At 38.9% G+C, this 14,543-nt stretch carries 16 protein-coding genes and 1 pseudogene; 9 read left to right on the top strand and 8 right to left on the bottom strand.

Annotated features, from left to right (window positions below; all coding sequences use genetic code 11):
• Positions 1-368: 368 nt before the first annotated feature.
• A complete protein-coding gene (locus JWG44_RS19345) occupies positions 369-1,466 on the top strand; it encodes a hypothetical protein (protein WP_205276706.1) in 1,098 nt (365 codons plus the stop codon).
• Positions 1,467-1,768: 302 nt separating this feature from the next.
• On the opposite strand, the gene JWG44_RS19340 is transcribed toward JWG44_RS19345, so the two are convergent.
• Complete coding sequence (locus JWG44_RS19340) at positions 1,769-2,278, bottom strand: SRPBCC domain-containing protein (RefSeq protein ID WP_205276705.1); 510 nt, start codon at positions 2,276-2,278, stop codon at positions 1,769-1,771.
• 5 nt (positions 2,279-2,283) lie between these two features.
• Positions 2,284-2,619, bottom strand: a complete 336-nt coding sequence (locus JWG44_RS19335) for an ArsR/SmtB family transcription factor (RefSeq protein ID WP_205276704.1) — start codon at positions 2,617-2,619, stop codon at positions 2,284-2,286.
• Positions 2,620-3,241: 622 nt separating this feature from the next.
• On the opposite strand from JWG44_RS19335, the gene JWG44_RS19330 reads away from it, so the two are divergent.
• Positions 3,242-3,754: a VOC family protein gene (locus JWG44_RS19330; protein WP_205276703.1), complete on the top strand. Its 513-nt coding sequence runs from the start codon at positions 3,242-3,244 to the stop codon at positions 3,752-3,754.
• Between the two features lie 91 nt (positions 3,755-3,845).
• Here the strand turns inward: JWG44_RS19330 and JWG44_RS19325 are convergent, their stop codons facing one another.
• Entirely contained in the window at positions 3,846-4,952 is a 1,107-nt protein-coding gene (locus JWG44_RS19325; RefSeq protein WP_269752224.1) for a multiheme c-type cytochrome, read from the bottom strand.
• 35 nt (positions 4,953-4,987) lie between these two features.
• Positions 4,988-6,085: an SH3 domain-containing protein gene (locus JWG44_RS19320; RefSeq protein ID WP_232371752.1), complete on the bottom strand. Its 1,098-nt coding sequence runs from the start codon at positions 6,083-6,085 to the stop codon at positions 4,988-4,990.
• 609 nt (positions 6,086-6,694) lie between these two features.
• Here JWG44_RS19320 and JWG44_RS19315 point away from each other — a divergent pair.
• Genes JWG44_RS19315 through JWG44_RS19285 form a run of 7 tightly spaced genes read left to right on the top strand, consistent with a single transcriptional unit; the run spans position 6,695 to position 12,591 of the window.
• Entirely contained in the window at positions 6,695-7,429 is a 735-nt protein-coding gene (locus JWG44_RS19315) for an SDR family NAD(P)-dependent oxidoreductase (RefSeq protein WP_205277067.1), read from the top strand.
• Positions 7,430-7,445: 16 nt separating this feature from the next.
• Positions 7,446-8,000, top strand: coding sequence for a histidine phosphatase family protein (locus JWG44_RS19310; RefSeq protein WP_205276701.1), 555 nt, complete (start codon positions 7,446-7,448; stop codon positions 7,998-8,000).
• 22 nt (positions 8,001-8,022) lie between these two features.
• A complete protein-coding gene (locus JWG44_RS19305; protein ID WP_205276700.1) occupies positions 8,023-8,571 on the top strand; it encodes a hypothetical protein in 549 nt (182 codons plus the stop codon).
• A gap of 53 nt (positions 8,572-8,624) precedes the next feature.
• Positions 8,625-9,941, top strand: coding sequence for a B12-binding domain-containing radical SAM protein (locus JWG44_RS19300; protein WP_205276699.1), 1,317 nt, complete (start codon positions 8,625-8,627; stop codon positions 9,939-9,941).
• Positions 9,922-10,965, top strand: coding sequence for an arginase family protein (locus JWG44_RS19295; protein ID WP_205276698.1), 1,044 nt, complete (start codon positions 9,922-9,924; stop codon positions 10,963-10,965). Before JWG44_RS19300 ends, JWG44_RS19295 begins: the two co-directional genes overlap by 20 nt.
• The gene (locus JWG44_RS19290; RefSeq protein ID WP_205276697.1) at positions 10,958-11,830 is read left to right on the top strand and encodes a phosphotransferase family protein; all 873 of its coding nucleotides are present in this window, start codon (positions 10,958-10,960) and stop codon (positions 11,828-11,830) included. Before JWG44_RS19295 ends, JWG44_RS19290 begins: the two co-directional genes overlap by 8 nt.
• Before the next feature lie 38 nt (positions 11,831-11,868).
• Positions 11,869-12,591 (top strand): 5'-methylthioadenosine/S-adenosylhomocysteine nucleosidase family protein, encoded by a 723-nt coding sequence (locus JWG44_RS19285; RefSeq protein ID WP_205276696.1) that lies wholly within the window; start codon positions 11,869-11,871, stop codon positions 12,589-12,591.
• 89 nt (positions 12,592-12,680) lie between these two features.
• On the opposite strand, the gene JWG44_RS19280 is transcribed toward JWG44_RS19285, so the two are convergent.
• From JWG44_RS19280 to JWG44_RS22725, 4 genes and pseudogenes are all read right to left on the bottom strand, one after another.
• The gene (locus JWG44_RS19280) at positions 12,681-13,217 is read right to left on the bottom strand and encodes a hypothetical protein (RefSeq protein ID WP_205276695.1); all 537 of its coding nucleotides are present in this window, start codon (positions 13,215-13,217) and stop codon (positions 12,681-12,683) included.
• Positions 13,174-13,692 carry a hypothetical protein gene (locus JWG44_RS19275; RefSeq protein WP_205276694.1) on the bottom strand — a complete coding sequence of 173 codons (519 nt, stop codon included), beginning with the start codon at positions 13,690-13,692 and terminating at the stop codon, positions 13,174-13,176. The genes JWG44_RS19280 and JWG44_RS19275 overlap by 44 nt, the downstream gene beginning before the upstream one ends.
• A 9-nt stretch (positions 13,693-13,701) precedes the next feature.
• Positions 13,702-14,184 carry a hypothetical protein gene (locus tag JWG44_RS19270; protein ID WP_205276693.1) on the bottom strand — a complete coding sequence of 161 codons (483 nt, stop codon included), beginning with the start codon at positions 14,182-14,184 and terminating at the stop codon, positions 13,702-13,704.
• A 123-nt stretch (positions 14,185-14,307) separates the two neighbouring features.
• Positions 14,308-14,496 (bottom strand): annotated as a pseudogene (locus JWG44_RS22725) (helix-turn-helix domain-containing protein).
• Between the last annotated feature and the right edge of the window lie 47 nt (positions 14,497-14,543).

Here is a 14,543-nt window from a genome sequence, read left to right as displayed (position 1 = left end):
TTTGTAAAGACTTGCTAATTCAGCTCTTTCAATTTAGAATTTTCACAACTTTAGAATATTCGATTTCCTAATTTCAACTTTGTTTTGTAAAAAAAACGCTTAAAAAAAGCAAGATGACAAAGAGAAAGGATTTCGATTTCTTTTTTTTCTTCTTTAAAGAGAGTTTTCATGTCTCCCTCAGAGTCTTTTGTTCCCTTTGGCGATATACGATTCAGATATTGAGAAAAAGTACTTTTCCGTTGGTATAACAAAAAGAAGGTGAAGGTAAGATTTAGAACAGTTGCAATATTGAGCGAGTGATGATGCTGACTCCATTCTCTCTCAATTTTCTAAAAAACCTTCATAATAGTTTTTGGAGTGGTAGGAAAATGATTCAAACCAGTATTAAAAAGATATCGATCGGTGCTCTAATCGCGCTCAGTATATTCGTTTTATCGTGCGAGGATGAAGATTCTAAAAAGGCACTTACAACGGAAACCGTTGTTCCCCTTCTCACAACGGGGCAAGGCGGAACCATTCCTTCCGAATCGCCTTCGAATCCGGGAGAAACAATGGGAAGTGAACCCGTTTTACTCTCCGTTACGCCAAGTCCGGGAAGTATGAAGGTTTTTAGTTTAACGGATTTGGGATATCTTCCCTTGGGACAAAGTTGTGCGGTGAGTGGACTTCCTATGGGCGATCTTCAAGAAGGCGAGGAGGTAAAGGTTAAACAGATCCAACCGAATACGTCCGGCCAAATCGTAGTGGAAGCCCTATTCGACCGCCCGGTCACTTCTAAGTCTTATCGCCTGGATATGAGGATAGGATCGTCAGGAGTCGGAAGTGGAACGTTTACGGATCCGACCAGACCAAACTCAAATACAATCCGTTTTAACCTACCGTTTCAACACGAGTATCCTGGAATTTCAAGATTGTCGACGGACCTCGTTGATTCGAACGCGGATAATGAGCTCAGTTTCAATCTCGCCGAAAGACCGGCGAATAATCCTTTCGGTGTGGGAAATCTTGTTCATAAATGGAAGAGTGCAGAAAGGTTCGAAGCTCCTTATGATTCCTTTGACGCGAAAGTTTCTTTTGTTTGCGAATCTGCGGACGCCTCCGATTGTTATGCAAAAGTAAAATATCGTTTGCCTTCGTTCGAGAACAGTGCGCTTTTTACGGACATCAAAGATTTCCGTCTGACCGTGTTGTTGTCTCATCCTTCGAATGGAAATCAGACGATCGGAAGAGGGTATTTGAACATGGCGGATTGTTTTTTCCCCGCGAAACAAAATTCATCTCATGTTTGGTTTTATGAAGCAAAGGTTAGATTGAACCAAACTCAAGCCTTGTTTACACCTCAAGATTTGGTTTCCGGAAATTACAAAGTGGAAATTCGGAATGATATTCAGTTTGGACTTCTTATCAACGGAACTCCCTATGTAGGGAATATTCGTTATAAAGATTCCGATATTCGCCGCGAATAATTTGTTTCTTAAGCATCGCATAACGTGTAAAAAACGAAACCCAACGGTTGCTCCGAATGTCCCGGGTTTCGTTTTCTTACCATCCCGCACCCTGTAAAAAAAAATCTGCATAGCCGCAACTCCAACACAGTAAAGTCAAATAAACTCGCATATAGATAACCTCAATTTACTAAGGTGTTTCTATAAACCAAATCGATCACTATCAACTTAACCCGAAAAACCTTCGGCGAAGAGCGTTATACAAAAGGCTCCCGGTTTGCACGACGAAGGATCTTGGGTGCCGAGCGAAAAACATTCGATTTTCAGCATATCTCCAACAATAATTTGTCAAGTTCTATGCAGAGTGGTATCCAGCCATCAGCCGCACCGGCCTCGAGTTCGCGTGCTTCCGCCGAAGCATATTTCCACACGTGCGTCAAGAGTGTACGATTGCCTTCCGTTGTGAAGGTGCGTGATTCGACGGTTGCGTCTGGGTTTTCCGGACCATCCGGATTAAACGTAGACATGTCCGTTGCATAATTCTCATTATTCGCGACTTTCTCGGGTACAATCACCTCTAGGAATTTTCCATAAATCCCCATTTTGTTTCCTTTTGAGTCGGCAAAGACATACAGATATTTGCCGCCGACCTTAAGATCGTTCTCACAAGTTTTAAGCGTCCAGCCTTCGGGACCAGTTAGCCATCGAAGTATCAGTTCCGGTTTGGTAAAACAATCGAATACCAATTTACGCGGTGCTGCGAAATACCGTGTGAGCACAACTTCCGTTTCGCCTCGAAGCTCTATCTTCAATTCGTTTTGATCGGTTTTCATTTTTGTCAGTCTCCTTTTGTTTGCATCGTTTTCAATTCCTCGAGCAGTCCGTCGATCGCTTGGTAACGTTTCTCCCAGATCAGGCGGTGTTTCTCAATCCAATCGGTCGCTTTTTTGAGCGGCCCTGTTTCAAGCCTTCGCGGGCGGGCCTGAGCGCGGACCGTTGTTGAGATAAGGCCCGCTTGCTCCAAAATTTTGAGGTGGCGAGAAATGGCAGGTTGGCTCATTTTGAAGGGTTTAGCCAGCTCCATAACCGTTAAGTCTCCTTTCGCAAGACGCATGAGTATCGTGCGGCGGGTTGAATCGGCGAGTGCGGCGAAGGTGGAGTCGAGGTTTTGCATAGCTAATTAATTATATAATTATGTAGTTATATAATTAAAGAATGTCAAGTCTTTTTGCTGCTTTTTCAATACAGGCCGGCCTATGGGTATTTCCCGGAAAAATTTGAGATTCCTTAACGCGGCATCGGCTATGGTTTTCGGTTTTGACGGCAATTTTCGGCCTTTTGCGGACACGAGGAGGCGAATCGTAAAGTCGCAATGATTTCAGAGAAGGAAAGGCAGCCGCATCTCAAGATAAAAAATCGTTGAAATCGGCGTTCTTTCGTTTTGAACTTGGCGATATATTTTTCGTATTCGATCCTTTATAAGCGGTAGAAAGAATCCAGATAGTTGAGATTTTGGAATACGGAATCATAAAAATGACTCGAAAAGTTAAACTTAGAAAGTTTAGTTAATTTTTAAAATAGAAAAATATTTAAAAAAATCCACGTTGCTCAATCATTTATTAGAATATTATTTAGAACGATGATGGAGCGGAACTCCGGAAAGAGGAGACAATTTATGTATAGTTATCGAATACTGCGCCGCCTGCGAATCAAGGTTTACACACTTCCTCTGAGCGAGCCGAAGGTTTCGCCCTGGATCAGATTTAAAGAAGAATTAGGATAAAAAGGAGAAAAACATGGTGAAATTAAAAAAGAAACTCAGTCCGACAAAACCTAAATCAGACGGAATAAAAATAGAATATGTGAGCGCTCCGTCGCACAGTATTACACCTTTTCTGATGTTCAACGCGAATACCGAAGAAGCTGCAAAATTCTATGTATCGATATTTAAGAAATCCAAAATTCTGTCGGCAAACCCAATGCGGGCGGATTTTATCCTAAACGGTCAAAAGTTTTTTGCTTACAACGGCGGGCCTGATTTTCAATTTACTTGGGGTGTCTCCTTCATGATCAGCGTAGACACTCAAAAAGAGGTCGATTATTATTGGAACGCCCTTCTTGCGGGAGGAGGGAAAGAAAGTATGTGCGGCTGGGTTCAGGATAAATACGGCTTGTGGTGGCAGGTTACGCCAAAGATTCTCTTAAAACTTGTGTCGCATAAAGATCGAACAAAGGCGGAGCGTGCCACACAAGCGATGCTGAAGATGCAGAAAATTGATATCGCAGCGCTTAAGGCCGCTGTCAGTTAAGAGGTGGTATTATGGATTTATGAATAATTTTTGCGATTATAATGTTGGAACATTCATAAAACTACATTCACTTTCACTAAAATAGGGGCGGCTATCCTTGGTTAGGTTCGGCCGGAGTAATTTCTATCGTACCTTTCTTAAAAAGAAGAATCGACTTTTCAAGAGGAACATTTCCAAAAGCGTGCGAAAATCCGTTTAGGTAATCGATATACAATCTGTATTGAAAAAAACTCGATTCTTTTGTATGAGTAAAATGGAACAGTTGTATGGAAGGCTTTTTTTTGTCGTTTTGAGGTTGAAAAACGAAGTCGTTTATTAAGGATTTCGGCGGTGCATTCGGGTTTTTATCCAAAGACGATGTGTAGGTTTTTTTTAAGATCCATTCTTTAATCAATTGGCCTTTCTCATCCAATATATGAATCCGCAACGCGCGAAATAGATCTCCCGTCGGGAATGCATGTCCCGTTTTTAATAGAGAAACGACTAAGATAAACTCTCTCTTGCCGATTCTTTGGAGTTGAACGTTGAAAGCATCGGAGAGATAATTGAGGTCATGGCCTCCCGGAAAGGAATGTGATCGTTTTGTTTTTGGGAATAGGTGACATGATTGACAATTTTTTCCGTCTTCCCATACAGACTCTTTCCATTCATTATAAGTATTTTGCATCGGTAAATTAGAATATTTGAATTCTTTATGCATCGCTTCGCTTAAAGTCCCGTTCGTCGGAAAATTGAATTGATGACAACTCGCGCAGAATTCGCTTTTTTTCAAAATTGGCGATTCTGCGTATACATGTACAGATGAATTGAGTTTAGGTTTTTTTGCCGCAAGAATTTTCCCTTCTCTTACGTGACAAACGATACAAGATACACCTTCTTCTTTTAGAATTCGTTTGCGTTGATCTTTTTCGTCCTCTCCTTTAGAAAGCAGTGGGGAGTGACAATTTAAACACCATGACATCGGCTCCTTCCTATGACTTTCCTGATAAAACGAATTCGTAAAGGATTGTCGATGCATTGATCTCTGCCAGTTCTCGAAAATATTCTTGTGGCAAAACTTACACGATTCACTATCTTTGAAAGTTGCGTTATTCAGTAGATTTTTTGCAAGGTCGCTCTGTTGATCGAAATAAACTGGGTGTATTCCATTCGAAAATCGAAAGACCTTTGCGAGTGTTTTGTCCTCGCTACAATTCATTAGGATTAAAGATAAGAAAACGATAATTCTCAAAATTACTTTTTTAACGCGATCAACTTGCCTTTCGAAAATTTATATCTGGCCTTTTTATTTTCGATCGAAAAAGTAAAAATCGTTTTTGCAATATCAACGGAGCACCGCGGGCTTGGTAATTCCATAGATGCCCTATAAGCACCGATATCCGTTGAATCATTGATTCTGATACCGCACGGGTTGTATTCAGAATCTTCTATTTCTAAAAAAGGTTTAAAAGTGTTTCCGGATCGCGAGTAGTAAGTAGTCTGTTCCCCCGATCGTAAGCTTGTTTTTACAATCCATTCTCCGATTCCATCGTCGTCGAAGTCTTCGCTATAACTTTCACGACCTAAATTATCCATTAACTCGAAATAACCTTGTTGATTTTTCGCGTATAGTTTATGGATTTTCCGTTTCTGATTAAAGTCTTCATCGATCGCTTCGTAGGTTATTTCGAATAATGCCTCGTCTTTTTTTCCGGAATTTCCAAGATCGTTGACCTCCAGCGTACTCAGGTCCGTAAGGGATTCCACGTCTTCATGGAGAATTTGAACTAATTTTGGATCGAATGAACCCCCGTGCTGTTTCAAGGACCATTCGTAAAAGTTTTTAACGAGGTCTCCTTCAGTATCTTGAACCCATGCGTTGATACAACCTCCCGATTCTAAAGAATTAAAACCGTAATAATTTATTTTTCTGTTTACTAAAAAATATTTTTCCTTGTTTACCGATTTGCTCCCTTCGACTTTCAGATATTTACCGGGTCGATCCGAATTGCAACCATCGAGTTGACCAAGTTGTACACCGGGATTGGACCAAAAGGTCGGCGAGTTGTTCGATAGAATTAAGATTCCGTCGGCAGGTTCGAAATCCGTCTCCACATTTACTGCCGTATTCGTACTTAGAAAACCGGAATAACTAAAGCCTACCTTTCCGGAAGGAGTGATTACTTCGGACCAACTATCGTATTTATCCTCTATTTTCATTTTATAGGGCGTGCTTCCGATCACGGAAACCTCCGTCCCTTTTGGGATATTTTCGATGACCTCGCCAAGCAGAGAAGGCATGGAGCGAACTCTCAATACGGATGCGTCGACGTATTGTAGCTTTGTTTCCATCGGAAAAATAGAAGCAAAGCTACCGTTGCTTATCTCCTCGTCTACCGATATATATCCGTTGATTTTTCCGGCTTGGACACGGTACCAAAGCAGATTATTCTTTTCTTCTTTGTCTTTGATTTTATAATCCAGAATTTGCGTTAATGTCCCACGTTGTAAACGATTTGAACACTCGCTTTTGTAGGTAGGCTCTTTATGGACGCAAAGGCCTGCTATTAAAACGTAACCATTTCCTATCGGTTTCGATTTTCTACAATTTTGAATAGAATATGAAGACAGAATCACTAAAAAGGAAATGCGACAGAAAGTTGCGACTGAATTTTTTCGTATAAGCATTTGTTGTATAACTTTTGTTATGAACTTCTTTCGGGCAATCATAAAAGTTTGGCGAATGTCAGGCTTAAATTCGTAACCCCGTAGGCTATATTTTTGCTAATCGATCGAATCTCGATCCTTTTTAGGGAACGCCATTTGCTCAATTTCGCCAATGACGCCAAATACATTCAATCTGTAATACAATGTTATCTTAATATTTTCTAAAATATTCATTTTATTATTGCGTATTATTGAATATGCTCATTGGTATGACCTAATTTCGCTTAGGTCATAATTTTGAAGAAAGCAATTGTAGTAGGTGCATCCAGCGGAATTGGGGCAGAAATCGCCAAACAGCTACTTGAGAAAGGATATTCGGTCGCGCTTGTGGGAAGAAGGAAGGCCTTATTAAAGGCGATTGCTGGAGAGTATATCCGCCAAAAAAAAGCCTTTATCGTCACAAACGATGTTTCCAAGTTTGAATCCGTTTCTAAGGCGTTTAAGAATTGCGTTGTTATCCTCGGCGGATTGGACGAAATATATTATTGCGCCGGCGTTGCATTAAACGTGAAACGCGATGAATTCAATACTTACAAGGATTTTGAAATGTTGAATGTAAACCTACTAGGGGCCTTTGCCTGGTTAAATTTAGCGGCGGCTTACTTTCAAAAAAAACGAAATGGAGTATTGGTCGCCATATCGAGTTTTTCAGGAGATCGGGGCAGGAAAGCGGTTCCGGCTTATCACGCGTCAAAGGCGGGACTTACGACCTATCTTGAATCCTTGAGAAATCGCTTAGCCCGACTGGGAGTAATCGTAATTACCATAAGGCCTGGTTACGTCGAGACTTCGATGACCACAAATGCCAAAGGTACTTTTTGGATGATTTCCGCCCAAGAGGCTGCTACGCGTATTCTTAAAGCAAAGGATAAAAGACAGGAAAACATTTATTTATCCTGGCGCTGGCGGCTCCTATCCGTTGTTATGCGTTCGATTCCTTCTTTTATTTTTAAAAGATTAAACGTTTAAAAAACCGTTTTGATTCATGAAAATTGTTCTCATGCGACACGCTAAACCGGATTTAACTCCGCCTTTTCCGCTTAAACTTATGAGCGCGATCGATTTCAATTTATTCTCAAGTGAATATGACAACGGGGGTATTACCTATAAGCGGGATCACATTTTAGATTTCGATTTAGAACATTATTTCGTCTGCTGCTCGGATCTAAAACGTTCTCAGGATACTGCTTATTTGTTCGATAGAAAGCCAAACGTAATTGATCCTTTATTTTCGGAGGTTCGGTTTTCGAAAATCGAATCTTTATTTCCGGCTCCTTATGCCTTATTTTCGTTACTTTGCCAGTTTCGCTGGTTCTTTAATCTAAATTCAGATTACGAAGACCGAAAGAAAACCGTTTTACGGGCAAAAATTGCGAGTGATTTCCTAGAAAAATTGGCGGGAGAACATAAAAATTTATTAGTAATTACTCATGGAATTTTTTTAAAAGTTCTCGCTAAGGAATTAATCAAAAGAAAATGGCTCACTTTTAAAAAAAACAAATATAACTATTTAGAATATTCTATTTTTAACAAATTATAATTTACTAAGAAGGAAAAATTTTATGCTGAAATTTGCTTATTACTACAAGGAAAAACTACAGTCCCTTTTTTCTCAGAGAATATACGACGAAGAGCTTAAATATTACTATTTTCCCAATTTATTCTATGAAATTTCGTTAGATCCTACTTCGGAAAAACGGATTCAACTTGTCAGTGTCGACGATTCGAATGAAGTTTTAGGTTTCTTTTCTCTTCGAATCGATTGGAAGATGCACTTTGTCGAACACTTGATGTCGATGAATTTGAAGGGTAGGAGTTCTACTTTTTCGCAAGATTTCTATCAGCTGCTTTACGATATTTTTTATAAATACAACTTCGTAAAACTTAAATTTTCAGTCGCGGTCGGAAATCCAGCGGAAAAATTCTATGATCGGATGATGACCAAATACGGCGGTAGAATCGTGGGGGTTTTCAAACAAGATCTTAAATTGATAGATGGCACCGTATGTGATTATAAATATTATGAAATATTAAAATCTGAGTTAGAACAAACTTTGATCTCTTTGAATACCAATCCGAAGGATTTTTTTCTTAGAAAAGCGAATAAATAACTAAGTAACTCTTTTCTGCGTTAACTTAATCAATTGAAATATGAGGATGTAATATGGAATTTCGACCTGTCGCAATCGTTCAGTTACCCTTCCCTTCTCAACAAGAGCCGCTTGAAGAGCTGAATGCATATTATATAAAGTATATGGAATGTTACAAAGACCTTTTCCCCGAATATGGAATCGAAAGCGGAGATCTTTGGGAACTTCCTTTGTGGGTCGCGCATATAGATGGGGCATTAAACTTTAAGGATACCGTCTTTTTAGATTTTAGCCGGTTTGAATTTGAAGCGGAGCTTATTGTCTCTGAAATATTGAAATCCGTCGAAGGTAATTCCATAATCTTATTTTCACCCTTATCGCAAAATTATGATTTCTGCATCTCCGTATCAAAGTCGCTGAGGAATTTAGGATTTAAAACCGTAATCGGCGGAAATATGTCGGATTTCGCAAATCCTCATGACTTCGATCTAATTCATAGAGGGATTATTAAGGGCGGGTTCTTACATGAAATTAATAACGAAAGGGGAGTTCTGACGATAGAGGTTCAGAGAGGTAGGAATAAGGAATTTCTAAATTATTCGCCTTCTTATCGATTATTATCCCACTATAACGGCCGTATTCCTTTAATCAGACTCAACGCATCCCACGGATGTCTATTCGACTGTTCCTTTTGCGGAGATTCATGGACTAAACAATTGCATTTGGTGGAACAAGAACGACTTGCAATGGAATTGGACCAACTCATCGATTTTTTTCCAGATACAAGGATCTTGTATATCGGCGATAAAACCTTCGGACAATCTAAGGCTGCAGTCGAAACTCTCAGTAAGGTATTGGAACAATACGGTAACAGATTTAAGCTGATCGTCCAAACTCATGTTACGATGATCAACGATTTTCTAATTGATCGGATGAAGGCATTCAACGTGCAGGTCGTAGAGATGGGTTTTGAAACCGCCGATTCCGAAGTACTCAAACAACTTCACAAGTATACGGATTTGGATTTGTTCAAAACGAACATTCAAAAATTGAACGATGCCGGGATAAAAGTTATTTTGAATGTATTGGGCGGTTTGCCCTATGAGACGCGCAAATCATTGAGAACGACCGTCAATTTTTTAGAAGAAACATCGGATTACGTCTGGTTATACAATTTATACAATTTCGTACCTTATCCAAAAACTCCGATTTACATTTCAATCAAGGATCGTATCGTCGATTGGAATTTTAATAATTGGAGAGAGGATAAACCGATTGTCTTTGAACCTTTTCTTCAATCTCGTTCCGATTCGTGGAATAATTTTCTTGAGCTGATTCAATTGGGAGATAAGTTAGTCGGAAGGAAACTCTATGAGTCTAAAAGACTTTGATTTAAATTCTTGGAAGGATTATTTTCAGGATCCTCTTCCAGGTTGGGCCAATTCCAGCTCAACTCTTTTCGACGTTCCTAAAATCGCGATCCATGATGAAAATAAAAATGGGGTAGAGAGCGTCTGTTTTTCGGTTCCATTCGACGGAACGGCATCGAGTAGGCCAGGTGCAAAGTTCGGTCCCGCCTCGATTAGAGAAGCGAGTAGGATTTTTGCAAATCAGACCAATAGCAGAGGACATTTACTTTTACGGAATATGAGGAATGGATTTTTGTATGAAACCGTTTCTCCGAACATGGCGGATGCGGGAGATTTGCACGTCTATTCATCGAATGTTACAAAACAGATGGAAGCTCTATCCGCTGAGGCCTTTGTATTGGCTTCTAAGTATAAAAAATTAATTTTTTTAGGGGGGGAACATTCCCTTTCTTTTCCGGTTTTCAGGGCGATGCATAAATATTGCACGGAAACTCAAAATGAAAGTATTGGATACGTTCAGGTCGATCATCATTTCGATTTCGGTAACAATTCTTCCATCCACGGGTTGTATTATCACGGCTCTAATGCGAGAAGGATTTCGGAACTTCCAGGAATGTCCATTGAAAAAATGGCATTTGTGGGAGTGGGGGATTTTACGAGCGCTAGTCAATTCGATCATCTAACACAGAATAAAGCTCGTATCAAGTCGATTCAAGAAATTAGGGAAAAAGGATTTATCCGCTGTTTGAAGGATTCTTTGGACGGAATGACGGAGTTGGTCGATCATATTTATCTTTCCATAGATATCGACGTTTGCGATACAGGCACTGCTACCGGTACTGGACATGTCACAGTCGGCGGAATTAACGCTACCGAATTTTTGGATATCGCTTCCCTTTTACATTCTTATCCTATTCGGGTTTTGGATCTGATGGAAGTAGCTCCCGTCTACGACCAATCAAACGCGACTTCCCATTTGGCGGCTCGTCTATTGTATGAATGGCTTTTTACTAAGCCTGTCAAAATAGAAAATCAGAATGTTTGACATACCCACGTATCTTCATAACAATCTTTCGCATATTTCCCAATCTTCAATAAAACTCTCAAATCAAGGTATGGATTGTTTTGTTTTTAAGGCGGAAAGCGCTCAATGGGGATCCATTGCGATTAAAGTCCCTCGTGCCCTTCGGTTTTCAAATGACAACGATATAACAATTACAAGCGATAAGATTATCAAACAAGAATTTGAAATGTTATGTTGGTTAGAAAAATACAATATCAAAGTTCCAAAACCGCTTTTTTACGACGAGAATCAAGGTTCCTTTTCAGTCTTAATTACCGAATATATCGAATATGATCAATCTAAGCTCGAACGAGATAAATTCAAAACTCTTCTCGATGAGATTTATGACCTTCCCATTCCTTCGATTGATTTAATCGCAATGGAGGGAATGGATTTCCCGTACGTTTTATCGGAGAGAATTAAAAGACGATTTGCTTCCGTAAAATCAATTTTCCCGGATTTGGATCCTTTAAAAATAGACATCGATAGATTCTTATTTGAAAATAAATTCCAACAATCTTTGCTACATATGGATCTAAGAGATTCAAATTTGCTCGTAAAGGACGGAAAATTGCGTGCGGTAATCGATTGGACAAACGCACTTGTCGGCGATAGGAATTTAGAAATCGTCCGATTGATCGAAATGACTTCCATGGAAGAAACACTTAGGACGGATCTTGAAAATCGTTTTTTATCGCAGTGCGACCCTATGCTTCTCCTTATTTACAAATTGGACGTTTTACTTATGATGACTATTTTGTTTTCACTCGAAATTCCCGACAAAAGATTATCAAAAATATATTTCCATAAATTACTTTCCACCGTAATTCAGCTCCATAAAGTTTAGATACGGAATTTATCGGATAAGAATTTTAGATTCGTTTTATGAATGACTCCTTTAAGATCCCACAAAATCAAATCTGCATCTTAATCGCTTCGGATTACGAATGGGAATACACAAAGAAATATTTCAGTATCTCTGCGGCCAACTCTACTCCGTTAGGCGAGTGGTTTTGTCAAAGTTTTCTCGAAGTTCCCGTTACTTTCTTTCATACCGGTTGGGGTAAAATTTCCGCGGCCGCATCCACACAGTATGTGATCGATCTGTTTCGGCCGGAGTTTCTTATCAATATCGGTACTTGCGGAGGCTTTCAGGGAAGAATCGAAAAAAACGATTTGGTACTCGCGACAAAAACGATTACTTACGATATTTTTGAAAAAATATCGGATCCTAAAACCGCAATCGAGTATTACATTTCGGAAACGGATTGGAGGATATTACCTGAGACTTTTGCAAAAAGGTTCAAACGGGAAGCTATTGCGTCCGGAGATTCCGATATTGATCCGAAGGATATCAAAGGTTTTATAGAAAAATACGACGTCTCGGTCGCCGATTGGGAATCTTCCGCTATTGCTTTTGTCGCAAAAAAAAATCGTCGTCGAATTCTGATTCTAAGAGGCGTTTCCGATCTTGTAAGCGAAACTTCCGGAGAAGTTTACGGAAGTGAGGAAAATTTCTTCCTAGGGGTTCGGGCCGTGTTGGACAAAATTATTCCTATTCTCCCCGAGATGATTTCGATCCTTTTATCGGATTCCGGATTCAAGTGATTCTTGATCTCGAGTTTTAGAAATTTCGAAACTCGGTATTCTTTCTCTTAATTTTCCAGAATAGGACATTGAAAAAGGCGGTCATAAAATTATGAAGAAGGTTGCTCCTCTGCCTCTTTCGCTTCAATAAAAGAAACTACCCACCGTGAACAATATTCTTTTTCGTAAGAAGGGTGATTTTTGTGGATATCATATAATACTTTTCTGTAAGCCGTTTTATTATATTGATATAAATAATCTTTATTCAGCTTTTTTGATAAGCTATTTTTAAGTTCTGAAATAAATTTCTCTAAACTTCCATAGGGATTAAAGTCGGCACAATAGTGCAAAGAGGCGATACAAGAAAAAATACCATCAACAGTTTGCGGTGTAATTGTAATATTTGCATTTACAAAAACTTCATTTGAAATAATGATTAATCTTTGATTTTCCGGAGCATCTTTCTTAATGGCGATAAAACCGGCCACAATTCTTTCTAAGTAACCTTCTTCATTAAGAAAAAAAGACGGTTTTCCGTCTTCAATCGCCCTGGGTTCAAAATAAGATTTAGTAAGTGTTTCGAAATCTTTATGATCTGGATCATCAAACGGATTGGGGGACCTGTTGAAAAACCGAATAAATGTCACTCGAACGCTCCAAGATATCTATTGCCGTTTCTTTAATACGTTTATTGTAGTCTGTAAGAAATAATTGCCTAATCCGATCATAGTCTTCAATTTCTTCTAAACCATATAAAACACCAAACCTAATTAAACTATCAAAATTTCGTAGAATCTCCGATGCCAATAGATCTAAATCAGAAATCCTTGAATTTATAATTAGAAGTTTGGCAGCATATCCACGAACATCCGAACGTTCATTCTCACTGTTAATTAAGGTAAGAAACAAATCTTTTTTAACTTTGGCAAGATGATTTAGAATTCCCTCAACTTGATTTTCATTTTGCGCAGTTTCTGTAAGAATTTCAAAAATAGAGTTTGATACATATTCAAATAAGATTGTCGGGCTACGATTTTCTTCAACAATAGGGATTTCAAAGTATGCAGCTACTTTCGGAAATTCAAATTTATTATAATTATGAAGAATGTCAGCTAATGCCATATGAATCTCCTATTTCTTAATGATGTTTTTAACAGCTTCGATAAACTTAATAAAATGATAGCTTGTCATTGAAACTTCCGCCAAGCTAGGGACCTGAATAATATTCAGGCTATTTTTTTCGACCTGCTCCAAAGAAAGCGGATGAACGTAACCCATGGATAAATGAACAATATCATTATACATCTGAGAGAGCATGACTGAAGTTCTAAAAACCGGCATTTCTCTCATAATTTTTTTACGATTATCCCAAGGCTGAAATAAACCTTCTCTTGGTTTGATAACGGAATCGATTTGTTCCGCTCTTTCTAATAGTTGATAAATAGAACTTAAGGTTAATGCAGTCGTCAGACAGATAGCAGGGTCATCGCTCATATCATCAAAAATGAAATTGCAAATTATGTCTTCTCCATTCCGTAATAAAGAGAATGTATTCGCTGGAAATGATCGGGAGCTTTGCCCAATTATTTGCACTTGTAATTTATTTGTGTCCATTGCTGATAAAATACTTTGTCTACTGATTCGATATGTCAATACTTTAGCTTAGAATAAGACAGATTATTGAATGTAAAAGAGAGTTCTTCTATATAGTGAAAAGGGCGCTTCTAATTTTGAAGACTAGACATCCAACAAATCTTTCGGCTTCACTTTCAAGCGCTTAGAAATTTTAAAAATAGACCCTTACGGAAGGGGAAGCGGTTCCATCCTCGAAGCCTGTGACGGTCGGACGGTTTGGTATGAAATAACAAATTCACCCTCATCTATTTGTTCTTGGGTAATGTTTTTTGAGACCCTAATTTCTTTAATTTTTGTCCCAACTTTACGGTTAAATTCTTCATTTTAAACCCTTCCAT

It is taken from the genome of Leptospira ainazelensis, from assembly GCF_016918785.1.
GTDB classification, from domain to species: domain Bacteria; phylum Spirochaetota; class Leptospiria; order Leptospirales; family Leptospiraceae; genus Leptospira; species Leptospira ainazelensis.
The sequence above is the reverse complement of the archived record's forward strand: the minus strand, read 5'-3'. Positions and strand labels throughout refer to the sequence as shown.

What these genes read in the sequence shown, in the direction of transcription:
- JWG44_RS19345 (WP_205276706.1), top strand. Translation starts at nt 369, where the DNA reads ATGATTCAAACCAGTATTAAAAAGATATCGATCGGTGCTCTAATCGCG.
- JWG44_RS19340 (WP_205276705.1), bottom strand. Translation starts at nt 2,278, where the DNA reads ATGAAAACCGATCAAAACGAATTGAAGATAGAGCTTCGAGGCGAAACG.
- JWG44_RS19335 (WP_205276704.1), bottom strand. Translation starts at nt 2,619, where the DNA reads ATGCAAAACCTCGACTCCACCTTCGCCGCACTCGCCGATTCAACCCGC.
- JWG44_RS19330 (WP_205276703.1), top strand. Translation starts at nt 3,242, where the DNA reads ATGGTGAAATTAAAAAAGAAACTCAGTCCGACAAAACCTAAATCAGAC.
- JWG44_RS19325 (WP_269752224.1), bottom strand. Translation starts at nt 4,952, where the DNA reads ATGAATTGTAGCGAGGACAAAACACTCGCAAAGGTCTTTCGATTTTCG.
- JWG44_RS19320 (WP_232371752.1), bottom strand. Translation starts at nt 6,085, where the DNA reads ATGGAAACAAAGCTACAATACGTCGACGCATCCGTATTGAGAGTTCGC.
- JWG44_RS19310 (WP_205276701.1), top strand. Translation starts at nt 7,446, where the DNA reads ATGAAAATTGTTCTCATGCGACACGCTAAACCGGATTTAACTCCGCCT.
- JWG44_RS19305 (WP_205276700.1), top strand. Translation starts at nt 8,023, where the DNA reads ATGCTGAAATTTGCTTATTACTACAAGGAAAAACTACAGTCCCTTTTT.
- JWG44_RS19300 (WP_205276699.1), top strand. Translation starts at nt 8,625, where the DNA reads ATGGAATTTCGACCTGTCGCAATCGTTCAGTTACCCTTCCCTTCTCAA.
- JWG44_RS19295 (WP_205276698.1), top strand. Translation starts at nt 9,922, where the DNA reads ATGAGTCTAAAAGACTTTGATTTAAATTCTTGGAAGGATTATTTTCAG.
- JWG44_RS19290 (WP_205276697.1), top strand. Translation starts at nt 10,958, where the DNA reads ATGTTTGACATACCCACGTATCTTCATAACAATCTTTCGCATATTTCC.
- JWG44_RS19285 (WP_205276696.1), top strand. Translation starts at nt 11,869, where the DNA reads ATGAATGACTCCTTTAAGATCCCACAAAATCAAATCTGCATCTTAATC.
- JWG44_RS19275 (WP_205276694.1), bottom strand. Translation starts at nt 13,692, where the DNA reads ATGGCATTAGCTGACATTCTTCATAATTATAATAAATTTGAATTTCCG.
- JWG44_RS19270 (WP_205276693.1), bottom strand. Translation starts at nt 14,184, where the DNA reads ATGGACACAAATAAATTACAAGTGCAAATAATTGGGCAAAGCTCCCGA.